Source organism: Stenotrophomonas sp. SY1 (assembly GCF_021202945.1).
GTDB lineage: Bacteria > Pseudomonadota > Gammaproteobacteria > Xanthomonadales > Xanthomonadaceae > Stenotrophomonas.
This window is the reverse complement of the sequence record NZ_JAJOYR010000002.1, coordinates 1028854-1051338: the sequence shown is the minus strand read 5'-3', so window position 1 is coordinate 1051338 and position 22485 is coordinate 1028854. Positions and strand designations below refer to the sequence as shown.

19 protein-coding genes and 2 riboswitches are annotated in these 22485 nt (G+C 65.2%); of the genes, 9 read left to right on the top strand and 10 right to left on the bottom strand.

Going from position 1 to position 22485, the window contains the following annotated elements:
• Window positions 1-73: 73 nt before the first annotated feature.
• Window positions 74-970: a LysR family transcriptional regulator gene (locus LR961_RS16205; RefSeq protein ID WP_232150970.1), complete on the bottom strand. Its 897-nt coding sequence runs from the start codon at window positions 968-970 to the stop codon at window positions 74-76.
• A 733-nt stretch (window positions 971-1703) separates the two neighbouring features.
• Here LR961_RS16205 and LR961_RS16200 point away from each other — a divergent pair.
• From LR961_RS16200 to LR961_RS16180, 5 genes are all read left to right on the top strand, one after another.
• Window positions 1704-1874 (top strand): hypothetical protein, encoded by a 171-nt coding sequence (locus LR961_RS16200; protein ID WP_232150969.1) that lies wholly within the window; start codon window positions 1704-1706, stop codon window positions 1872-1874.
• 755 nt (window positions 1875-2629) lie between these two features.
• Window positions 2630-3703: a 3-deoxy-7-phosphoheptulonate synthase gene (locus LR961_RS16195; protein WP_232150968.1), complete on the top strand. Its 1074-nt coding sequence runs from the start codon at window positions 2630-2632 to the stop codon at window positions 3701-3703.
• A gap of 148 nt (window positions 3704-3851) precedes the next feature.
• Window positions 3852-4298, top strand: coding sequence for a hypothetical protein (locus LR961_RS16190; protein WP_232150967.1), 447 nt, complete (start codon window positions 3852-3854; stop codon window positions 4296-4298).
• A gap of 19 nt (window positions 4299-4317) precedes the next feature.
• Window positions 4318-4578 carry a GIY-YIG nuclease family protein gene (locus LR961_RS16185; RefSeq protein ID WP_232150966.1) on the top strand — a complete coding sequence of 87 codons (261 nt, stop codon included), beginning with the start codon at window positions 4318-4320 and terminating at the stop codon, window positions 4576-4578.
• A 129-nt stretch (window positions 4579-4707) separates the two neighbouring features.
• A complete protein-coding gene (locus LR961_RS16180) occupies window positions 4708-5046 on the top strand; it encodes a YegP family protein (protein WP_232150965.1) in 339 nt (112 codons plus the stop codon).
• Between the two features lie 134 nt (window positions 5047-5180).
• Here LR961_RS16180 and LR961_RS16175 read toward each other — a convergent pair whose 3' ends face one another.
• Window positions 5181-5798, bottom strand: coding sequence for a trimeric intracellular cation channel family protein (locus LR961_RS16175; RefSeq protein ID WP_232150964.1), 618 nt, complete (start codon window positions 5796-5798; stop codon window positions 5181-5183).
• A gap of 86 nt (window positions 5799-5884) precedes the next feature.
• Window positions 5885-5991, bottom strand: a riboswitch (glycine riboswitch).
• A 13-nt stretch (window positions 5992-6004) separates the two neighbouring features.
• Window positions 6005-6094: riboswitch (glycine riboswitch) on the bottom strand.
• Window positions 6095-6242: 148 nt separating this feature from the next.
• Window positions 6243-7757 (bottom strand): acetyl-CoA hydrolase/transferase family protein, encoded by a 1515-nt coding sequence (locus LR961_RS16170; RefSeq protein ID WP_232150963.1) that lies wholly within the window; start codon window positions 7755-7757, stop codon window positions 6243-6245.
• Between the two features lie 286 nt (window positions 7758-8043).
• Here LR961_RS16170 and glnE point away from each other — a divergent pair, with 286 nt between their 5' ends.
• Window positions 8044-10866, top strand: coding sequence for a bifunctional [glutamate--ammonia ligase]-adenylyl-L-tyrosine phosphorylase/[glutamate--ammonia-ligase] adenylyltransferase (gene glnE / locus LR961_RS16165; RefSeq protein ID WP_232150962.1), 2823 nt, complete (start codon window positions 8044-8046; stop codon window positions 10864-10866).
• Between the two features lie 54 nt (window positions 10867-10920).
• Here glnE and LR961_RS16160 read toward each other — a convergent pair whose 3' ends face one another.
• From LR961_RS16160 to LR961_RS16145, 4 genes are all read right to left on the bottom strand, one after another.
• A complete protein-coding gene (locus LR961_RS16160; protein ID WP_232150961.1) occupies window positions 10921-11475 on the bottom strand; it encodes a queuosine precursor transporter in 555 nt (184 codons plus the stop codon).
• A 399-nt stretch (window positions 11476-11874) separates the two neighbouring features.
• Window positions 11875-12405, bottom strand: a complete 531-nt coding sequence (locus LR961_RS16155; RefSeq protein WP_232150960.1) for a hypothetical protein — start codon at window positions 12403-12405, stop codon at window positions 11875-11877.
• The gene (locus LR961_RS16150) at window positions 12402-13268 is read right to left on the bottom strand and encodes a DUF2145 domain-containing protein (RefSeq protein WP_232150959.1); all 867 of its coding nucleotides are present in this window, start codon (window positions 13266-13268) and stop codon (window positions 12402-12404) included. Before LR961_RS16150 ends, LR961_RS16155 begins: the two co-directional genes overlap by 4 nt.
• 186 nt (window positions 13269-13454) lie before the next feature.
• A complete protein-coding gene (locus LR961_RS16145) occupies window positions 13455-14426 on the bottom strand; it encodes a mitochondrial fission ELM1 family protein (RefSeq protein ID WP_232150958.1) in 972 nt (323 codons plus the stop codon).
• A gap of 132 nt (window positions 14427-14558) precedes the next feature.
• Between LR961_RS16145 and LR961_RS16140 the strand changes: the two genes are divergently transcribed.
• Together LR961_RS16140 and LR961_RS16135 are read left to right on the top strand one after the other, a co-directional pair.
• On the top strand, window positions 14559-15149 hold the full coding sequence (locus LR961_RS16140; protein ID WP_232150957.1) for a malonic semialdehyde reductase: 591 nt from the start codon (window positions 14559-14561) through the stop codon (window positions 15147-15149).
• 90 nt (window positions 15150-15239) lie between these two features.
• Window positions 15240-15953, top strand: coding sequence for a YceI family protein (locus LR961_RS16135; protein ID WP_232150956.1), 714 nt, complete (start codon window positions 15240-15242; stop codon window positions 15951-15953).
• A 355-nt stretch (window positions 15954-16308) separates the two neighbouring features.
• Here the strand turns inward: LR961_RS16135 and LR961_RS16130 are convergent, their stop codons facing one another.
• The 3 genes from LR961_RS16130 to LR961_RS16120 all read right to left on the bottom strand — a co-directional run bounded on the left by LR961_RS16130 (window position 16309) and on the right by LR961_RS16120 (window position 18759).
• Window positions 16309-16620 (bottom strand): hypothetical protein, encoded by a 312-nt coding sequence (locus LR961_RS16130; protein ID WP_232150955.1) that lies wholly within the window; start codon window positions 16618-16620, stop codon window positions 16309-16311.
• A 467-nt stretch (window positions 16621-17087) separates the two neighbouring features.
• The gene (locus LR961_RS16125) at window positions 17088-17879 is read right to left on the bottom strand and encodes a siderophore-interacting protein (RefSeq protein WP_232150954.1); all 792 of its coding nucleotides are present in this window, start codon (window positions 17877-17879) and stop codon (window positions 17088-17090) included.
• A 76-nt stretch (window positions 17880-17955) separates the two neighbouring features.
• Complete coding sequence (locus LR961_RS16120; RefSeq protein WP_232150953.1) at window positions 17956-18759, bottom strand: PadR family transcriptional regulator; 804 nt, start codon at window positions 18757-18759, stop codon at window positions 17956-17958.
• 375 nt (window positions 18760-19134) lie between these two features.
• Between LR961_RS16120 and aceE the strand changes: the two genes are divergently transcribed.
• Window positions 19135-21822 (top strand): pyruvate dehydrogenase (acetyl-transferring), homodimeric type, encoded by a 2688-nt coding sequence (gene aceE / locus LR961_RS16115; protein ID WP_232150952.1) that lies wholly within the window; start codon window positions 19135-19137, stop codon window positions 21820-21822.
• The last annotated feature ends 663 nt before the right edge of the window (window positions 21823-22485 follow it).

Here is a 22485-nt window from a genome sequence, read left to right as displayed (position 1 = left end):
AATACGTCTGGATCGCGAAAGCAGGATGCCGCGTCACACGCAGGCGCGCGTTGGCCCTGTCGCGGATGTGCGCCTACGAACCCACAGCGAAAGCGGTGGCCGTGTCCCAGTAAGCCTGGCTGACGCCACCGGAGGAACCGTGGCGGCGGATCAGGTACAGGCCGACATCGGCGGCGTCCTCGTAACGACGAACGCACAGCTGTGCAAGCAGATGCGCCGGTGGCGTGCGGACGAAATTCAGCCCTACCGCGTGGCCACCGAGCAGTTGCTCGAGCCAGCGTTCGCCCATCATTTCGTGATCGCTCTGCAACACCGCACCGGCATGCAGTGCCGCAGCAAACAGCTGATCGAACAGAGCCGGGTTCAAGGCACGTTCGAACGCCAGCACCTGGCGGCCAGACAGCTGCGCTGCCTGCACGCGTGGAAGCTTGGCCAGCGGATCGTCGTGGCGGCAATAGATGCGGCAGGCGCCAGTGCTGATGGCCAGGCGTTGCAACGCGGCATCGTTGAGCTCGCCGACCACGAAGGCAAGGTCGAGACTGCCCGCCAGTACTTTTTCCAGCAGCTCCGGGCTCCAGCTGACCACGGTCTCGATGCGCACGTTCGCATCGACCTGGGCGAACTGTTCCAGCAGCGTCACCCGCGCCGGGAACAGATGCGAATACGGCGGCAGGCCGATGCGCAGTACCGCTTGCTGCTGCTCGCCCTGCAACCGCCGCACATGCGCAAGGAACTGTTCAAGCGACAGGGTGACATCGCGAGCCGGTTGCAACAGGCGCCGGCCCTTGTCGCTCAGCTGCACGCGGCGGCTGTCGCGTATGAACAGGTCAAAGCCGAGCTGCTGCTCCAGCTTGCGGATCTGCGCCGACAACCAGGGCTGGGCGACGTGCAGTGTCTCGGCGGCGCGGGTGAAGGACAGCGCATCGGCCACCGCGACGAACATCTGGATCAGACGGGAATCGGCACGCATGACGTACCTCGTCCTGAAGGGGGGAGCAGGAGCGGAAAGCTTACCCCTGTCCAAGTCACCCGGACGTCAGGTACAGCGTTCGGAAATCATTGGAGCGCACGCGAGGGGCATGTGCGCACGGTGGCATTCCTCCTTCGCTACGCGCTAGCAAGGGTCACCGGAGCAACCCAACGCTTTGGCCACCTCCGCAACCGCACGAACCGCCCCCTCCCTTTCGCGCAGCGAAGGGGAGGGTTGGGGAGGGGCAAGCCGTTGCGGCCAAGCTCTGTGCAGCTACGGACAAACCCCCAGCGCCGCAAGCTCGGTGCGCTGCTCTTCGCTGAGCGAGGCCACCATGCTGCTGTCGGCGCAGGCCGCACGCACCGCGGCGTGATCGTCGTCGGCGAACTGTACCCCTGATGTTTCATTTCCCTGTACCTGCCGCGAGGCAGGTAGCGCCTGCGCCGTCAGTGGCCGGGCCACGGCTGACGTGCGGGGTGCGCGCGGGTGGCCCAGCAGTGGCAAGGCATACCGTTGCGTGCCTTGTGCAGGCAGAGGCAATGGACATGCCCATCATCGAGAATGAAGCCATCTACAAAGGCCCGTTCCCGCAGGAGCAACGCATCGTCAACCGCAAGGCGCAGTTCGATCAGCACCTACGCCAGAGCACGTCCGCCGCAGCACGTCCGCCGCGCAGCTGGGCCAGCTGCAGGGCCAACTTGCGGTTGCACTTCCAGCGGAAACATCGATTCAGGTGCAGCAACTGGATTTCAGTGCAGCCACTTCGCAGCTGGTGGTGCGCCTGCTTGGCAGTGATGCATCGGCCTGGGAAGCCACGCAGGCGCAGCTGCGCAAGCAAGGCCTGCAAACCAACCTGAAAGTAGACGACGCAGGCGCGCAACTGACGCTGGAACAGATGCAATGAACAGCACGAATGAACAGACGGCTTCGGCCTTTGCCACAACGCTGCGCGCCGGGTGGGGGCGATGCCGGGCCGTGATCGTTTGGCGTTGCAGTGCCTGGCGGTGTTTTTTGGGGTGCTGGCGCTGTGGTTCGGCGCGTGGCAGCCGGTACAACGGCAGCTGCATGCCGCGCGTGCGCAGGTCGCGGCCGGGCAGCAGTTGCAGGCCTATCTGCGCGCACATGCCTCGCAGCTGACGCTGTATGCACAGGCCGGTACGCAACGGGCCGGTTACCGACCTGAAGGCTTTGCTGGCCAGCAAAGCGGCCAGGTACAGGCTGGTCATCGGCCAGGTGCAGCAGCAACCAGAGCAGCGTCTGATGGTGGGAGTGGAGGGCGCGCCGCAGGATGTGATCGCGTGGCTGGAGCAGGTCCCGGATGCCGGTGTGGTGGGGCCGAGGTGTCCCTTTCCCAGGCTGCGGCGGGCTGGACCGGCCGCATCGTGCTGGCTGTAACGGCGGGCTGAACGCCAGGTCTGTTGCCCCTGAAACTGTCGCACTGCACAAAAAACCGTGTTATCAATGCTCCCCATGAACGCAGCCCGCGCCAGCTTTTACTTTTGGTATTACTTTCCGAAGCCGCTGGCGGAGGAAGGACTGCGCTCACCCTGAAGAAACTTTCAGACGCATTCCCGAAAAGCCGCCAGCGAACCTGGCGGCTTTTTTTTATGCCGCCACTGCTGGGGCAGACCCTTCACGTTTCGAACTGGAGTCCCTGCAATGCCCCCCCACACCGATGATCTTCGTATCCGCAAACTTGAACCGTTGACCCCGCCGGCGCAGCTGCTGGCGCTGTTGCCCTGTGACGAACAGACCTCGCAGACCGTTGCCGACGCCCGCGCCTCGCTGCACCGCATCCTTCACGGCCGGGACGACCGCCTCGCTGTGGTGGTCGGCCCATGCTCGATCCACGATCCGGTCGCCGCGATGGAATACGCCCAGCGCCTGCGCCCGTTGCGCGACGCACTTGGCGGCGAGCTGGAAATCGTCATGCGCGTGTACTTCGAGAAGCCGCGCACCACGGTGGGCTGGAAAGGCCTGATCAACGACCCGGATCTGGACGGCAGCTTCAACATCAACAAGGGCCTGCGCGTGGCGCGCGGCCTGTTGCGTGACATCAACCGCCTGGGCCTGCCGGCCGGCGTGGAATTCCTGGACGTGATCTCGCCGCAGTACATCGCCGACCTGGTCGCTTGGGGCGCGATTGGCGCACGTACCACCGAGAGCCAGGTGCACCGCGAACTCGCTTCCGGGCTGTCGTGCCCGGTGGGCTTCAAGAACGGCACCACCGGTGACGTGAAGATCGCCGCCGACGCCGTGGGTGCGGCCTCGCACCCGCACCATTTCCTGTCGGTGACCAAGGAAGGCGGCACCGCCATCGTGGCGACCCAGGGCAACCCGGATTGCCACGTGATCCTGCGCGGCGGCAAGGTGCCGAACTACGACGCCGCCAGCGTGCAGGCCGCCAGCGACGTGCTCGGCAAGTCGCAGCTGTCGGCGCGGTTGATGATCGACGCCAGCCACGCCAACAGCAGCAAGAAGCCGGAAAACCAGCCCAAGGTGATCGAAGACATCGCCGCCCAGCTGCGTGCCGGTGAGCAGCGCGTGGTCGGGGTGATGATCGAGAGCCACCTGGTGGCCGGTCGCCAGGAACTGGTCGAAGGCCAGCCGCTGGTCTACGGCAAGAGCATCACCGACGGCTGCATCGATTGGGACAGCACCGTGCAGGTGCTCGAGCAGCTGGCAGCGGCGGTGCGTGAACGGCGCAAGGTGCAGCTGGAGGCTGCTGCCTGAGTCAGGCTGTGACAGTTTCACTGGCGCGATGCCGCGTGTGCCAGTAGTTTACGCGGCGGGGGCGAGCGCCCCCGCCTGCTGTGGGAACAGGGGAAGACGCCTCACGCGGCAGGAAGCCAATCAAGACAGCTCCAGGGAGAAGGAAGTGATGCGTATCCGTGTATGTACCGCCGTGTCTGCAATGCTGCTGGCACCGTCAATGGCGTTTGCGTTCGGCAAGCCTGTGCAGGATTCGGGCAGCGGTTGCCTGCAGAATCTGTCCGTGGCCGGGGGGTTCACCTCGGGCAAGCAGTTCCTGGCATCCACCGACCATGAAGGCATCAGCTACGAGCAGGCGTTTGCCAAGACCCTGGCCGCCATCGAGGCCGAGGGCATGGTGCAGGTGCTGCCGAACCAGGCCACCGGCTATATCGCCGCGGAAAACCCGGTTCGCGGTGGCGGCGGTTCGACCGTGCCGTTGCGGACCACCGTGCGTCGCCAGGGCGATGGCAGCGTCCGCGTGGAAGTGCGCTTCAGCATCAAGGGCGGGCAGATGACCTCCAACAAGGCCGTCGGTGAAGGCCTGTGCAAGATCGCAGACGCCGCCAGCCTCTGAGGCCGGTCGCGATTTTCACATGAGCAAGGGCGGCTGGTTCCTGTATCTGCTTCAGTGCCAGGACGGCAGTTACTACGCCGGGATCAGTACCGATGTGGAAGCCCGCTTCCGTGCTCACCTGGCCGGCAAGGGCGCGCGTTACACGCGCGCCCACCCGCCGCTGCGGATCCTGGCCAGCCGCGCCTATGCCGACCGCTCCGCCGCCTCGCGGGCGGAATACCAGCTCAAGCAGCAGCCGCGCGAACGCAAGCTGGCTTGGCTGGAGCATCACGGCGATTGAGGTAGAGTCCGACTCAAGGTCGCGGCGGGATGCGGCCTGGACCGTCCGGGTTTCCGGGCTCACAGCCAAGCATGTGGTTGCGATAGAAGTGCGGCCCCATGCCGGCATCATCCTCGTGGAGAATGCGTGATGGCGGGTTGGTACGAGTTGGACAAGAGCAGTGACGGGCAGTTTTATTTCGTGCTCAAGGCGGGCAACGCCGAGGTCATCCTCACCAGTGAGCGCTACACCACCCGCCCGGCGGCGGAAAGCGGCATCGCATCGGTGCAGAAAAACAGCCCCGACGAAGCGCGCTACGAGCGCAAGACCGCCAGTGACGGCCGCGAACATTTCAATCTGAAGGCGGCCAATCACCAGGTGATCGGCACCAGCCAGCTGTATTCCTCGCAGGCCGCACGCGAGGCAGGCATCACCAGCGTCAAGGCCAATGGGCCGAGCACCACGATCAAGGACAAGACCGGCGATTGAAGCGCCCTCAGTCCATCCCCTTTCCCGGCTACGGGAAGGGGGCTTGGTTCAGCACGGCTTGAAGCAAGCCGCGCGATTGCAGCGTTGAAACTCTGTCCCGCAGCCGGGTTGCAGTGAGGGCAGCAGGCTCAAGCTCAATGCAGCTCATCGTGGTAGACGAACTTGGGCATCTCCCAGCGGTAGCGGATGGCCAGCAGGCGCAGCGCAAAGCCGCCGAGCAGGCAGCAGACAATCGCGGTGTCATCGGCTACCTGCCAATGCAGCAACAGCAGGTAGGCCGCGCCGGTGAGCAGCGAGATGATCGCGTACAGCTCCTTCTGGAAGATCAGCGGCACCTCGTTGCAGAGGATGTCGCGCAGCACGCCGCCGAACGCACCGGTGAGCATGCCGGCGATCAGTACGATCTGCGGCGCATGCCCCGCTTCGCGCGCGATGGCGCAGCCGATCAGGGTGAAGGCGATCAGGCCCAGCCCGTCCAGGACCAGGAAGGTGCGGCGGAAATGATGCATCCAGCGCGCCAGCCAGGTGGCGATCAAGGCCGCGCAGACGGTAAAGCCCAGGTACTCGGGGTGCTTCACCCAGCCCAGCGGGTAGTGGCCAAGCAGGATGTCGCGCAGTGAGCCGCCGCCCAGGGCGGTGACGCAGGCGATCATGACCACGCCGAACAGGTCCATGCGGCGACGGCCGGCGGCCAGCGCTCCGGTCATGGCTTCAGCGGAAATGGCGATCAGATAGATGATGGACAGCAGCATGCAGCGGGTTCCAGGCAGAGCGGTGGGGCCGGCCACGCGCGTGCCGCCGCCCTTGCCTGCGCAAGCACGGAACTGCGTTGACCGGTGCCGCTCCCGCTGTCCCTTGTGCCTGAGAGTTCAGCGGCGTTGGCCGCGTGCCCCTTCGGCGGATTGCACGGACGGTGTCCGGCAACCTCTCTCCAGCTCGGCGTATCGGATGCATGGTTGGTGGGATTCCAGCCCACCGGCCTGAGCGATCATGGGAGCCTGCGCCTTCGGCGGGCGCCAGCGTGGCGCCTCTCTCCTGCATCCGGGTGCCAGTGTAACTGCTGCATTGCAGCATCGGTTGGCAGGATGTGGCGGCCATGCCTGCCATCAGCGCCGCACGCATGGAAAAACAGCCGGCGGCGGGGCCGTCGGCTGTTTCCTGGTTGCTGCTGGCCGGCCCGCTGGCGCGGGCGCTGCTCAGGGCTTCATGCTGCCCGTATCGATGTAGCGCTGGTGCCAGGACAATGCTTCCGGCAACAGGTGCGGCGTGTGCTTGCCGTAGCTTTCGCGGCAGGCGCGGTCGAAGTAATCGTTGAGCTGGTCGCGGAAATCCGGATGCGCGCAGTTGTCGATCAGCACGCGTGCACGCGCACGCGGCGGCAGGCCGCGCAGATCGGCCAGGCCCTGCTCGGTGACGATGATCGCCACGTCGTGCTCGGTGTGATCCACATGGCTGACCATCGGCACGATCGAGGAGATGGCGCCGTTCTTGGCGGTCGACGGGCTCAGGAACGTGGACAGGAAACCGTTGCGGGTGAAGTCCCCCGAACCGCCGATGCCGTTCATGATGCGGCTGCCCATCACGTGCGTGGAATTGACGTTGCCGTAGATGTCCACTTCGAGCATGCCGTTCATGCCGATGCAGCCCAGACGACGCACCAGCTCCGGATGGTTGGAGATTTCCTGGGTGCGCATGATGATGCGCTCGCGATAGAACGCGATGTCGCGCTTGAACGTCTCGTTGGCCTCCGGGCTCAGTGCGAAGCCGGTGCACGATGCGTACTCCAGCACGCCGGACTTGAGCAGATCCAGCATGCCGTCCTGGATCACTTCGGTGAAGGCGGTCAGCCCACGCAGGCCGCTTTCGGCCAGGCCGGCAAGCACCGCATTGGGAATGTTGCCCACGCCCGACTGCAACGGCAGCAGGTTCTTCGGCAGGCGGCCCTTGCCGATTTCATGCTTGAGGAAATCGATCAGGTGGTCGGCGATGAGCTTGCTTTCATCATCGATCGGCTTGAACGGACTGTTGCGGTCCGGGCCGTTGGTGCGCACCACCGCCACGATTTTTTCCGGATCGATGTTGAGCGTGGTCTGGCCGATGCGGTCGTTGGCATGGATCAGCGGGATCGGCTTGCGGTGCGGCGGCAGCGCCGTGCCGTAATAGATGTCGTGCATGCCCTCGATGCCTTCGGGCTGCCACTCGTTGACCTCGATGATCACCTTCTTGGCAAGGTCCAGCCAGGTCTTGTTGTTGCCCACGGACGTGGACGGCACCAGCGCGCCATCTTCGCGGATCGCCGAAACCTCGATCACCGCGGTGTCGATGTCGCCGTAGAAACCAAACCAGACGTGCTGGGCGACGTGGGAAAGGTGGATGTCGATGTAATCCAGCTTGCCTTCGTTGATGCGCTTGCGTGCATCCGGGTCGCTCTGGAACGGCATGCGCATCGCGATGCCGTCGGCCTTGGCCAACGCGCCATCGAGCTCCGGTGCGGTGGACGCGCCGGTCAGCAACTTGATCTGGAACGGTTGGCCCTGCTCGTGCGCCTGTTCGATGCGCTGCGCCAGCGCCATTGGCACTGCCTTGGGATAGCCTGAGCCGGTGAAGCCGCTCATGGCCACGGTCTCGCCGGGTTGGATGAACGCCGCGGCTTGTTCGGCGGTGACGATGCGGTCGCGCAGGCGCGCGTCCAGGATGCGTTCGACAGACATGACGACAACGATTTGCAGTGGGGACCGTTGATTATCGCGGATTGGCGTGAAGGGATGCGTTGGACCTTGGTGGGATGGTCTTTGTCGTTCGGGTGCTTTTGTACTGCCGGGTACTGTTTTGCACTGCAGCGTGCAAGTTGTTCGCCCAGCCCGCACGATCGCCCTGCATCCCGACGTGGGGGAGGGAGCAAAGCCCGCTGACAGTTCGCTGTCAGCGGGCTTTTTTATTGCCCGGAGTCTGTCCCCGGGGGCGACCGCAAGCCGCGTCAGATGCCAGAATCGGCACATGAATTCTGCTGCCCCCGCACTGCCTGAATACGTCGCTCCGGTCGTCGACCGCGCCTTGGCCCGCCTGAAGCTCGCATTTCCCGATCCCACCCGCTGGCCACAGGCCGCCGGCCTGGAGTCCAAGCTGCGGCAACTGGCGGTGGCCAGCGATTTCGCCATCGATACGCTGTGCCGTCAGCCCGATCTGCTGGCGCTGCTGGCCCAGCCAGACCCGGCACCGCTGCCGCTGCCAGTGCTGGACCCGCTGCAACCCAGCGATTGGCCCACCCAGTTGCGCCGTTACCGTGCCGCAGCGTCCACCCGCTTGATCTGGCGCGACCTGTTCGAACTGGATGACGTGGACGCCACCCTGGCCGGCGCCACCGTGCTGGCCGAGCAATGTCTGGAGCTGGCGTTGGTCGCGCTGGAGCAGGAGTTCGCCACCCGCCACGGGGTGGTGCGTGCAACCGATGGCAGCGCGCAGCGGCTGGTGGTGTTCGGGCTGGGCAAGCTGGGCGGTGGCGAGCTGAACTTCTCCTCGGACATCGATCTGGTCTACGCCTACCCGGAAGCCGGCGAATCCGATGGCCCACGCCCGCTGGCCGCCGAGGAGTATTTCGCGCGGCTGGGCCAGCGCCTGGCGCGGCTGCTGGACGAAACCACCGCCGAAGGCTTCTGCCATCGCGTCGATCTGCGTCTGCGCCCGTTCGGCAGCGCCGGCCGGGTGGCGCTGTCGTTCGCCGGCATGGACCAGTACTTCCAGCGCGAAGGCCGCGACTGGGAGCGCTATGCCTGGATCAAGGCGCGCGCGGTGGCTGGTGACATCGACGCTGGCGAGGCGTGGCTGGAAACGCTGCGCCCATTCGTCTACCGGCGCTACCTGGACTTCACCGCGCTGGATGGGCTGCGCGAAATGAAGGCGGCGATCACCGCCGAGGTGGCGCGCAAGGACCGCCTGGACGACATCAAGCGCGGTCCCGGCGGCATCCGTGAGATCGAATTCCTGGCCCAGGCGTTGCAGCTGATCCGCGGTGGGCGCGAGCCGGCCCTGCGCGAACGGCGGCTGCTGCCGGCGCTGCGAGCGCTGGTCGACTCCGGGCAGATGGCCGAAACCGACGGCGCCGACCTGATCACCGCCTATCGCTTCCTGCGCCGGGTGGAAAACCGCCTGCAGATGCTGCGCGACGCACAGACACATTGCCTGCCCAACGACCCGCTGGACCGCGAGCGCATCGCGCTGGGCCTGGGTTATGCGGACTGGGAAGCGCTGCTGCAGGCACTCAATGAGCAACGCCAGCGGGTGAGCACCGAATTCGGCGCGCTGCTGGCACCGCGTCAGGGCCAGGCCGCGCCGGACGTGCTGGCCAGTTACTGGCGCGTGCTGCCCGGCGGCGGCAATGCCGAAGTGCTGGCCGAAGCCGGCTTTGCCGATGCCAGCAGCGCCGACCAGTCGCTGCGTGAGTTCGCCCAGTCGTTGGGCGTGCGGTCGCTCTCGGACAACGCCCGTGCACGGTTGGACCGGGTATTGCCGGCGTTGCTGCATGCCGCCACCCGCTCGCCGCAGCCCGATGCCGCGTTGAGGCGCGTGCTGGGCCTGTTGCAGGCCATCCTGCGCCGCACCAGCTACCTGGCCCTGCTCGACGAACAACCCAGCGCGCTGACCCGGCTGGTCAACGTACTGGCGCGCAGCGCGCTGCTGTCCGAGCGGCTGGTGGCGTTCCCGTTGCTGCTGGACGAACTGCTGGACACGCGCGTAGCCGGGCCGATGCCCGAGGCGCAGGAAATGCACGACGCCTGCGCTGCATCGCTGAGCATCGACGACCCCGAGGCTGCGTTGCGCGCCCTCAATGAAGTGCGGCTGGCGCTGAGCTTCCGCATGGCCCTGGCATTCCACGACGGGCGCCAGCGGGCGGTGGACTGCACCCACCAACTTGCGCAGCTGGCCGATGCGGTGGTGGTGACGGCTTTGGCGATGGCACGCGCGGATCTGGCCCACGCCCACGGTGAAGTCCCCGGCGGGCGCTTTGCCATCATCGGTTACGGCAGCCTGGGCGGCCTGGAGCTGGGCTTCGGTTCGGACCTGGACCTGGTGTTCCTGTACGACCATCCGCCCGGCGTGGAAGCCAGCGACGGCGCCCGCCCGCTGGAAAGCAGCCGCTGGTTCGCGCGGTTGGCGCAGAAGGTGATGGCGCTGCTGTCGGCGGTGACCGCTGCCGGCCGTCTGTACGACATCGATGTGCGTCTGCGTCCGGATGGCGGCAAGGGCGCGTTGGTGTCGTCGTTGGCCAGCTACACCGAGTACCAGCGCGAGCGTGCCTGGACCTGGGAACACCAGGCGCTGGTGCGCGCGCGCGGCGTGGCCGGCGATGCGCTGCTGCTGGCCGATTTCGAGCAGGTACGCGCGGCTACCTTGGGGCATGCGCGCGATTCCGAGACCTTGTTCGGCGACGTGCTGAAGATGCGTGGGCGCATGCGCAGCGAGCTGGACCGCAGCGATGCCGGGCGCATGGACCTCAAGCAGGGCGCCGGTGGCCTGGTCGACCTGGAGTTCGTGTTGCAGACCGGCGTGCTGGCACAGGCAGCCACGCATCCGGCCCTGTGCGAACCGCGCGAAACCCCGCGTTTGATCGACGCCCTGGCGGCGATTGACTGGCTGCCGGGCGATACCGCCGTGGCCTTGCACGAGGCGCATGCAACGCTGCTGGATGTGGGCCTGTCCTGCACCCTGGACCGGCGTCCGCGTCTGGCCGCACCCACGCCGGAAATCGAAGCGGCATGCGCGGCGATCACCGCAGCGGCGATCGCCAAGGGGCTGCCATTCGAGGCGGGAAGCAGAAGCTAGCAGCGGAAAGTCGCGAGCCTGTTGTGGAGCGCGTGTCGTTCCACGCGCGGCGGATTACTGCCGCGCCGGAGCCATCTTCCACAGCAACGCACGGAACGGTGCCAGCAGGCACACGCCAATGGCCAGCTTCACTGCCAGGTCGCCCAGCGCCCAGCTGATCCACGGCAGGTTGGCGCCGGCAAAGGCGATGCTCCAGAAGATGGCCGTATCCACGGTGGCGCTGCAGGTGGTGGCCACCATCGGCGCGCGCCACCAGTTGCCGGCGCGCAGCCGGTCGAAGACGGTGATGTCCAGCAGCTGCGCCACGATGAACGCCGAGCACGAGGCCACCGCGATGCGCGGGGTGGCAATCCAGATCGACAGCACCACCGCCAGCGCGAAGCCGGCCCATGCCACGCGCCGCGCGGCCTGCGGGCCGAAGCGGCGGTTGATCAGATTGCTGACCAGGAACGCGACCGGGTAGCTGAAGGCACCCCAGGTCAGCCAATCGTTGATCGGGTACTGGACCAGCACATTGGAGGCCAGTACCACGGCGCCCATCGCCAGCACGGCCAGCAGCATCGAGGTAGGGGTCAGTGGAGCGAAGCGGATGGACGGATGCGAGGACATGGACGACGGGCAGCACCGCGAGGTGCCGCATCAATAAAGGGAGGAAGGCCGCTGCGCCCGAACGGGCAGCAGGGCAGAGCGGCAATTGTACCTGCCGGCAGCTGGCCGCCATGTAAAGGCGGGCGGGGCATCTCTGGAATTCCCCGAGGATTACCCGATTTGCTCAGAAGCAACCCCTCCCCAACCCTCCCCTTGGCTCCGCCAAAGGGAGGGAGCGGAGTCCGTAGGGGGGGGCGGATCCTTGGGCTCCGCCAGATCGCGACATGGCCGCTTCTGCTCCCTCCCTTGCGCCGCAGGCGGAGGGGAGGGTTGGGGAGGGGTGATCTTCGCGATGAAACGAAGGACCCAGCATTTTCAACATCATTACGCCGGGCTACATCCAAACCCACGCAGCCCCCATCAAAGCGTCTGCGTACGGCTCTCGTCGGCTGCTTCAATCGTCGGCACGAAGGTCAGCACCGCACCGTCCTCGGCGCGCAACATCCAGCCGGCGCCCTTGGGGCTGGCGGTGAACGCAACCGTCTGGCCCACCACGAAATTCGCCGCCGGATTGTCTTCGCGCTGCGGCCAGTGCAGCTGCGCGGTGTTCTCGGCATTGGCCGGATCTTCCAGCGCCACGCTGCGGCCACCATCGGCGGTCTGGTCGATCGCCTTCACCTTCATGTCCGGCAGCGGCCCGGCGCTGATGCGGCGCTTGTCCTGACGCTTTTCCTGCGACTCCCTGGACATGTCCGTCACCTTGCCCACGCCGGCTGCCGACAGGAACACCGGGCCGGACACCACCATCACCGCGCTGAAACCGGTAATCAGCACCGACGCCTCGGACGCATTGAGATCCATCCCATCTCCGGCATGCGCCGGAGCGATGGCGGTGCCCAGGCCCGCAACCACGGCCAGGGCAAGTACGCCGTTCTTGATCAGATGCTTCATGGAGTGGACTCCTTGGGTTGTGCTGTTGATACGGCGCCGACAATGGCCGGTACCGGGACTTGATGTGGAATCGACAACTCGCGCTCCAGCGCGCCACTGCGATGTAGGAAATCGAACACCGATTCCACCGTCACCACCGAGTAGTTGCCGGAAATGCGCTCGCTGGCCGGATGATCGGTGACGGCCACGTTGTCGGCGAAGAAGCGTGCACCCAGGCGCTTGCCGATGCCGATGTGCATGCGGGTGGGCGTGTAGCCGTTGTGCTTGAGCCAATCCAGCACGGCTTTGCGATCTGCCAGCGTGGTGCCATCGGCCGAGCGCGCCATCGCCGCCGCCGCGACTTCCAGAATCCATTGGTTGGAATTCTGGAATTCGGTGCTGCCCGGGTAGGCGAGCATGCTGTAGCGCGGCTCGTGCAGCACACGCGCCTGCGGCGCTGCACCGCCGAGCAGTGCCTTCAGTGCTTCGCGTACGGCCGGCGTGGGAATGCCCACGCGCAGGTCGGTGGTGATCGAACTTTCGCCCACCAGGTTGACCAGGCCTTCGCGGTACAGATTGGAGGTGTCGCTCTTGCAGCGATTGAGCAGGTGCACCACGTCCCAGCTGCCGTTGTCATTGCGGACCAGGAAGGCAAGGTGACTGTGGCGCAGCCCGTACTTGCTAAGGTCCTGGCCACCGCGCGCGGCAATGGCCACGTCCACACCGGCCAGCGCGTCGAGCGTATCGCTGGTGACGGCAGCCATGTCGAACATGGCGGCAATGGTGGTCGGCGGCGGGTAACGCGGCGCGCAGGTGGGCTGCGCGAAGGCGGGCAGTGCCAATGCCATTGAAGCGGCAAGCATCAGTGCGGTGTGGTGTTTCATCGGCGCGCATCCTTGCATGGGGATTGAAAAAGATTCGTTAGACGGCGGTGGTCTGGGCTGCTGCAGGAGCGGCCTTGGCCGCGAAGCCGGAAATGCATCCGATACCAACGTCTTTCGCTATTGCGGGCGTTGTGATGGCGGTTGCCGCAGTGGCTTCGCGGACAAGGCCGCTCCAGCAACGGCTGTTCACACCCCCAGCCGCAACTTCACTTCGGCTGCGATGCGCGTGGTTTCGCGCAATGGCTCGATCCGCTGTTGCGGATCGGCATCCAGCGCCGCCAGCCCGTCCAGCAGCCGGCCACGCTCGCGCAACGACTGCTGGAAGTGCGCCATCCGCGCCTGCGCACGCTGGCCCAACAGCACGCCGACCGGCACCCGCGTTGCACAGGCTTCGGACAGCAGGTTCACCGAGTCGGGCGTGCAGATGATGCGGTCGGCCCAGCCGAGCAGGCCGGCGTAGGGATTGGAACCGTCACCGCCATCGCTCCAGATCACCCCCGGCACATCATCAAAGGCGCGCAGCAGGGCCTGGGTGACCGCACGCGGTGTGCGCCGGGAGGTGGTGGCCAGCACGCTGCCGCCGTCGGCGCGGATGCGGGCGGCCAGTTGCTGCAACAGCGGCTGGACGTCCTGTTCCTGCCATGGCGCATGGTCGGTGGGGCCGCCGATCAGCAGCGCGGTGCGCGGCCCCGGCAACTGTTCAAAACTGGAGAAGGCAGCACGGCCCCAGGCCAGCCAGTCGTCGTCGACCGGATTCAGGCTGCCCAGCAGGGTGAGGACGTTGTCGCCGCGCAGGTGGTCGTGGTCGGGCACCACCAGCAGGTCCCAATGGCGGGCGTCGATGCGCGGGTCGAGGATCTGCACCGTGCGGGTGCCGTGCTGGCGCAACACCCGCAGCGCCCCGGCAGCCTGGCGTCCGCAACCGATGGCAAGCCCTGGCATACGTTCGGTCAGTTGTGCGAAGGCCGGGCCGAAGCCCTGCGCCGCGCCCGGCAACAAACGCGGCGTGAGCCAGCGCCAGGGGGCGCGCGGATGCAGTTGCAGGCGCTGTTGGCCACCCAGTTGCAGCGCCGAAGCCAAGGCCACGGCCTGGCGCACATTGCCTGCGCGGCCGTCGGTGATGGTCCATGGGAGCATCGATCGTTTCGCGTATGGCATTAATTCGTTTCAGTAAGGCCCGATGTTGCAATAGTCGATGGGCTCTACACTGCGCCCTCTCGTCGGCTTTGTCATTGTCCGGGGCTTTCCCGCGTAATGCCACGACCGTAGCCAATTCACCACGGAGTTTCCATGTCCGACATCTTCACCGATGCCGCGCTTGACCAGCTGTTCCGCACCGCCCGCACCCAGAACGCGTTCCAGGACCGTCCGGTCGAGGACAGCCAGTTGCGTGCCCTGTATGACCTGCTGAAATGGGCGCCGACCTCGGCCAACTCGAGTCCGGCCCGCTTCGTGTTCGTCAAATCGGCCGAAGCCAAGCAGAAGCTGGCACCGGCCCTGTCCGAGGGCAACCTGGCCAAGACCCTGGCCGCGCCGGTCACGGTGATCATCGGTTTCGACCAGGATTTCCACGAGAAGCTGCCGTACCTGTTCCCGCACGCCGATGCCAAGTCCTGGTTCGACGGCCCGCGCGAAGGCCGCCACGAGGCAGCCTTCCGCAACGGCACCCTGCAGGGCGCCTACCTGATCCTGGCCGCGCGCACGCTGGGCCTGGATGCCGGCCCCATGTCCGGTTTCGACGCGGCCAAGGTGGATGAAGCGTTCTTCGCCGGCACCGCCGTCAAGTCCAATTTCCTCGTCAATCTGGGCTATGGCGATCCCGCCGGTGTTTTCCCGCGCCTGCCGCGTCTGTCTTTCGACGAAGCCGCGCGTATCGAGTAAGTGCACCGCCGGCGACGTCCCTCACATCGGGCAACGCCGGGTTTGTTGAAACTGCCTGCCTTCCCTATCTCAATCCTCAAGGAGAGTCCCATGTCCAATCTGTCCAAGCTGCTGCTCCCGCTGGCGCTGGCCGCCGCTATCACCGCCTGCTCCAAGCCGGCCGACCAGGCTGCCGCTCCGGCCGCTGCCCCGGCTGAAACCGCTGCTCCGGCCGACGCCGCTGCCGCTGCCCCGGCTGCTCCGGAAGCCGCTGCCATCCAGGTTGCCGCCGGCACCTACAAGCTCGACCCGACCCACACCGACGTGCTGGTGCAGTGGAACCACCTGGGCTTCTCCAACCCGACCGCGCACTTCGGCAATGTCGATGGCACCCTGGTGTACGACGCCGCCGACGTGACCAAGTCGACCGTGGAAGTGACCCTGCCGCTGTCGGGCCTGAACAGCTTCACCGCCAAGTTCGACGAGCACCTCAACAGCGCCGATTTCTTCGACGCCGCCAAATTCCCGACCGCCACCTTCAAGAGCACCAAGGTGGAAGCGGCCGGCACCAACAAGCTGACCGTGACCGGCGATCTGACCGTCAAGGGCGTGACCAAGCCGGTCGTGCTGGACGTGACCGTCAACGGTGCCGGCGAGCACCCGATGGCCAAGGTGCCGGCCGTCGGCTTCGACGCCACCACCACGCTGAAGCGCAGCGATTTCGGCATGGGCGCCTACGTTCCGAACGTCGGCGACGACGTCAAGGTGCGCATCACCACCGAAGCCCTGGTGCCGAAGGCTGAAGGCGAAGCCAAGGCCGAGTAATCGAGCCGCGCCGGCAACGGCGCATTGGCAGTAAAAAAACAAAGGCCCGCCAGAAATGGCGGGCCTTTGTCGTGTTGTGTTCAAAGCGCTTCGCTTTGCAAGAGCCCCTCTCTTCGGGAGAGGGGTGAGGGCCGGTGCAAAGCTCTGGTTTGCAGAGATGCAGCAGGCTTCGCCCGGACCCTCATCCGCCCTGCGGGCACCTTCTCCCAACGGGAGAAGGGAGGGCGATGCCGCGCTCAAGCGTTTCCGCAAGGGAGAAGGAAACGCCAGGCCTTGCTAAAGCCCCTCTCCCTTTGGGAGAGGGGTTGGGGTGAGGGCAAGCCGTGAGCCAACTCACCCCACAGAAGCCAATGCCTTATTCGCAGCGCACCGCAGTGATCACATTGTTGGCATCCACGAACACACGCAGACGGTCTTCGCGGTGGTCGCGCGAGACGATGGTGGCGGGGCCGATCGGGTTCAGCAGGCCCGCGCCGCTTTCCTGCTTGAGCTTGCGCACGGTGGGCTCGTCGTTGACCTTGCCTATGGCCCATTGCAGCTGCGTATCGTTGCAGCGGCCGTCGCCCGGAGTGGTCGGGCCGGGGGTGGTCAGGCAGCCACTCAGGCCGAGGGCGGCCAGGGAAGCAGTGGCAACAAGGCACAGCGTGCGGACATTGAAGTGGCTCATGGAAGATTGCATCGCAGACAGCCGGGGTTGGCGGGGGCAGAGCATAACGCCAGGCCTGTCGGCGTGGTGTCAGTCGCCAAACGGATCATGTGGCCGCTGTACATGTGGTGCGCAATTGCATTTCCTGTGCGGCCGGGCCAGTACTGGCTTCGCAGCCAAGGCCACGCCGACGTTGTCAGTACGGCCCTTCGTAGGAGCGGTCTTGGCCGCGAAGCGGATGGCTCGTCAGGCCGCACAGCCAACCGGCATTGCACGCCCACGAATGAAGCCTTGCATCGCCAATGCACGACGACCGCCCGCGCTGATCACAACGCCGCATAAAAAAACGGCCCGCACAATCGCGGGCCGTTCAAATTTCATTACCGCAGCGCCGAAGGCTGCGATGCAGCGCAACCCCGGCAATCACACATCGGCCGGTGATGTCACCAGCGTTCCGTCACCACCTCCGGAAACGCACAACGAATGCGCTATTCCACCTCGTTCGGGTCCGCCTTCCAGTAACCGGTGGCGCGGATCCACTCCTTCGGCACCTGCAAATGGCCTTCAACGAACTTGCGCATCATGCGCGCGCGGTGCGATTCGGTGGCAATCCAGTAGTGCGCATCGCCATCGGGTTGTTCGAAGTCCACCAGCGCGTCTTCCAATAACGTGCTGCTCGCCGCATCAAAGCCATTGCGCTCGAACCACGACACCGTCACCTGCGCCGCGCTTTCCAGCGGCTGACGGTCGCCTTCCTCGGGAATTTCGATGAATACTTCGGCCACCGCGCCTTCCGGCAGTTCCTCAAGCCTGCGGGCAATGGCAGGCAATGCGGTTTCATCGCCAATCAGCACGTAGACGTCGAAATCATCGGCCACCACATGCGAGCCACGCGGGCCGGCCACCACCAACGCATCACCCTCTTTGGCATTGGCCGCCCAACTGGTGGCCGGGCCGTCGCCGTGCAGCACGAAGTCCAGCACCAGTTCGCCGGCAGCAGCGTCGTAATGACGCGGGGTGTAGTCGCGGGCAGGCGAGGGCGCCAGGCCTTCCGGGTAGCGCGGGCCGTGTTCGGTCAGTTCCGGCAGCACGAACGCGCCTTCGGCATTGGGGAAAAACAGCTTGACGTGGTCATCCGGCGAGCGGCTGTCGAAGCCTTCCAGCGCATCGCCACCAACCACGATGCGCTGCATGTTCGGAGTCAGCCGCTCGCTGCGCAGTACCTGCAACTGGCGGAAGCGGAGCGTGAGGCGGATCAATTGGGTTTCGTGCGAGGGCATCGGCAATCCTGGGCAGTGCGGTTGTATGAGTGACCACCGGAGCCAACGGCCCCGATGGTGTTTGCGGCTGGCCGGCTCAGGCCGGTGTGTTGTCAGGATCGATCCCGGCAACGGCCTGCGCGATGAGTTGCGCCACGCGCGCGGCTTCTTCCTCGGTCCAGCTGTGCTGGCGGCGGACCAGCGTGCCTTTGAGCTGTTCCATGGCCTCGCGCACCGGCGCCGGGATTGCCGCCTTGCGTACGCGCCGCGCGCTGTCGCGGGTGCGCTCCTGCGCAGCTTCGATGGTGGCGCGGTCGGTGTTGGCCTGCTCGCGGCCGGCGTCGGTGATGGCGTAGCGCTTGCGGCCACCTTCTTCCTCGGCGGCGATCAGGCCCATGTCTTCCAGCAGCGACAGGGTCGGGTAGACCACGCCGGGGCTGGGCACGTAGGCACCCTCAAACAGCTCGCCGATCAGCTGGATCAGTTCGTAGCCATGGCGCGGCTGTTGTTCGATCAGCGCCAGCAGCAGCAGGCGCAGGTCGCCGCGTTCCAGCGGGCGGCGCGAGCCGCCGTCACCGCCGCGCCCCCGGCCGCCACCACCGCGGTGACCCGGATGACCGCCGTGGCCATGTTCGCCATGGCCGCCGTGCCCGTGACCACCGTGCGGGCCGAAGCCACCTGGTCCACTGTGTCCGGCATGCATGCGCGGGCCGCGATGGTGCGGGCCTTCATGTCCTTTGTGGCTGCCATGGGCACGGCCGTACGGGCCGCGATGCGGCGGGTGAAGGTTTTCGGCACCGGCCTCTGCGCTGCCGTGGTGGCCGCGATGGAAGTGGCGGCCGCCCAGCGGCTGGGCTGAGGGCGGGATGTGGTGCAGATGGGAGAAGTGATGGCTCTTCATGGCTTTTAGATATATCGATTCGTGGTGAAAAAAGATATATCTAAAACTCTGGGATTGCCAATGGTCAGTTCTGCTGGACACCCAATTCGTTCAGATTCCACAACCGGCACTGCTCCCCGCCGGATCTGCGCCCGCAGCGAGGGCGTCGCTGGCCGGTCATCAAGGCAAGGCAGGCTGTCATTGGTCGAAATGCGATACGGACTGTCCCGCAATGTCCTGATTGCCGCGCAAGGCTTGTCGCAACTGTCTTGCAGACACTGGCTTTTAAGCCTCCATACGTATGCGTAGCCAGCTTTGCAAGGGGCCGGGTGCGCTACACTTTGCGGCTCAAAATAACGACAAGCGCGCGCGTGCGTGCAGTAACTGGGAGCGCCAATGAACTGGTTGAATGAAGTGCTGAACAACGACCCGAACCCCCTGGAAACCCAGGAGTGGATCGAGTCGTTGAAGGCCGTTATCGATGTCGAGGGCCCCGAGCGCGCACATCAGTTGCTGGAAGGCATGGTTGAACTGACCCGTCGTTCGGGCGCGTTTCTGCCGTTCTCGCCCACCACCGAATACGTCAATACCATCGAGCCGCAGCTGGAGGCCAAGAGCCCCGGCAACGCCGAGCTGGAATGGCGCATCCGCTCGATCATCCGCTGGAACGCGATGGCGACCGTGGTGCGTGCCAACCGCAAGCCGGGTGACCTGGGCGGCCACATCGCTTCGTTCGCCTCTGGCGCAACGCTGTACGACGTGGGCTTCAACCACTTCTGGCGCGCCCCGAGCGACACCCATCCGGGCGACCTGCTCTTCATCCAGGGCCACAGCGCCCCGGGCATCTATGCGCGTTCCTTCCTGGAAGGCCGCATCGACGAGCAGCAGCTGGACAAGTTCCGCATGGAAGTGGACGGCGGCGGTCTGTCGTCGTATCCGCACCCGTGGCTGATGCCCGATTACTGGCAGACCCCGACCGTGTCGATGGGCCTGGGCCCGCTGGCCGCCATCTACCAGGCGCAGTTCCTGCGTTACCTGGAAAACCGTGGCTTGATCGAGAAGTCCGACCGCAAGGTGTGGTGCTTCATCGGTGACGGCGAGTCGGACGAGCCGGAAACCCTCGGCGCCATCGCGCTGGCCGGCCGCGAAGGCCTGGACAACCTGATCTTCGTGGTCAACTGCAACCTGCAGCGCCTGGACGGCCCGGTGCGCGGCAACGGCAAGATCATCCAGGAACTGGAAGGCGTGTTCCGTGGTGGCGGCTGGAATGTCATCAAGCTGCTGTGGGGCGGTTACTGGGATGCCCTGCTGGCCAAGGACACCAACGGCGTCCTGAAGAAGCTGATGATGGAAACCGTCGACGGCGAATACCAGAACTGCAAGGCCTTCGGCGGCGCGTATACGCGCGAGCATTTCTTCGGCAAGTACCCGGAAACCGCTGCGATGGTCGCCGGCCTGTCCGACGACGACATCTGGCGCCTTAACCGTGGTGGCCACGATCCGCACAAGGTGTACGCCGCCTACCACCAGGCCGTGAACACCAAGGGCATGCCGACCGTGATCCTGGCCAAGACGGTCAAGGGCTACGGCATGGGCAGCGCCGGTGAGGCACTGAACCCGACCCACCAGACCAAGAAGCTGGACGACGAGTCGGTCCGCCATTTCCGCGACCGCTTCAACATCCCGGTCACCGACGAGCAGCTCAAGGACGGTCAGGTGCCGTTCTACCACCCGGGCCCGGATTCGCCGGAAGTGAAGTACCTGCAGGAGCGTCGCGCTTCGCTGGGTGGCTACCTGCCGCAGCGTCGCCAGAAGGCCGACAAGTCCTTCATCGCACCGAAGCTGGAAACCTACGAGCGTCTGCTCAAGGAATCGGGCGAGCGTACGTACTCCACCACCATGGCCTTCGTGCAGACGCTGAACATCAGCCTGCGTGACAAGGAGCTGGGCCCGCGCCTGGTGCCGATCGTCGCCGACGAAGCGCGCACCTTCGGCATGGAAGGCCTGTTCCGCCAGATCGGCATCTACGCCCCGTACGGCCAGAAGTACAAGCCGGTCGATGCCGACCAGCTGATGTACTACCGCGAAGACCAGAGCGGCCAGGTGCTGCAGCAGGGCATCAGCGAGCCGGGTGCCATGTCCTCGTGGATGGCGGCCGGTACCAGCTATTCGGTCAGCAATGTGCCGATGCTGCCGTTCTACATCTACTACTCGATGTTCGGCTTCCAGCGCATCGGTGACATCGCCTGGCAGGCAGCGGACATGCGTACCCGCGGCTTCCTGCTCGGCGGCACCGCCGGCCGCACCACGCTCAACGGCGAAGGCCTGCAGCACGAAGACGGCTTCAGCCACATCGTCGCTGGCGGCATCCCGAACGTGCGCAGCTACGACCCGACCTTCGGCTACGAAGTCACTGTGATCCTCCAGCACGGCACCAAGGCCATGATGGAAGACCAGATCGACGAGTACTACTACATCACCCTGATGAACGAGAACTACGCCCACCCGGCCATGCCGGCAGGCGCAGCCGAAGGCATCATCAAGGGCATGTATCTGCTCACCGACGCCGGCAAGCCGAAGAAGGGCGAGCTGCGCGTGCAGCTGCTGGGCAGCGGCACCATCCTGCGCGAGGCCATTGCAGCGGCCGAACTGCTGGACAAGGATTTCGGCGTCACCGCCGACATCTGGAGCTGCCCGAGCTTCAACGAACTGCGTCGCGATGGTTTCGACGCCGAGCGTTGGAATCGCCTGCACCCGGAAGCCGAACAGCGCAAGCCGTACGTCACCCAGCTGCTGGAAGGCCGCCAGGGCCCGGTCATCGCCGCAACGGATTACGTGCGCGCCTACACCGACCAGATCCGTGCGTTCGTGCCGGGCACGTACTCGGTATTGGGCACCGATGGCTTCGGCCGCTCGGACACCCGCGCCAACCTGCGTCGCTTCTTCGAGGTTGACCGTTATTACATCGCGCATGCCGCAATCGCAGCGCTGGCGAAGGACGGGAAGATGACGGCGAAGGATGTTGCCCGGGCTATCAAGCAGTATGGGATTGATCCGGAGAAGAGTAATCCTGTTGGGGTTTGATTTGGTCAATTAATTGACGTGGAAAAGGGCGGCCATCGGCCGCCCTTTTCGTTGCCGTATGTCGTGGTATTGCCAAGCCTCATAAAAGTCGCTTCCCGCGTGACTGCTGCGGATTAGACTGTACCTCATAGAAAACAGGTAGAGGGCATCATGGAATACGCACTCTTGAGATCACTTCGAGCACTGGCGCCAGGACTAATGGTCCTGGCTTACTTTGATCTGACGTGCAAATTCGCATTGGATTGCAGGTTCAGTTTCTGGGAGATGGATGCTTCTAAGCTTCTCCTGTGTGGATACATAGTAGGGGGGCTTTACGGTCTATTGATGGGTAAATGGGCTTCTGAGGGGGCATTTAGAGGCGTAAATGATCGAATTAGAGATCGTCTAATCTCAGCTGCCCCGGAACTACGCGGTAGGTCGTGGAGTGAAATCTCTCCTCATTTTTATGCGCTAGTCGACTCTGACAATTCTCTCGAGATAAAGAGTAAGGGGATATTCTTTAACGGCCTTCTTGTGACGAGCACGCACTGCGGCATCTGGATTTCGCTAGCCGCATCGATTATAGGAGGGGGGCTTGTGCTCGGCGGAAAGGGAGGGCTGGTCCTGCATGTCTCATCAGCTGCAGTTGTACTTTGCTATCTGCTATGGCGTAAATCAATCGCG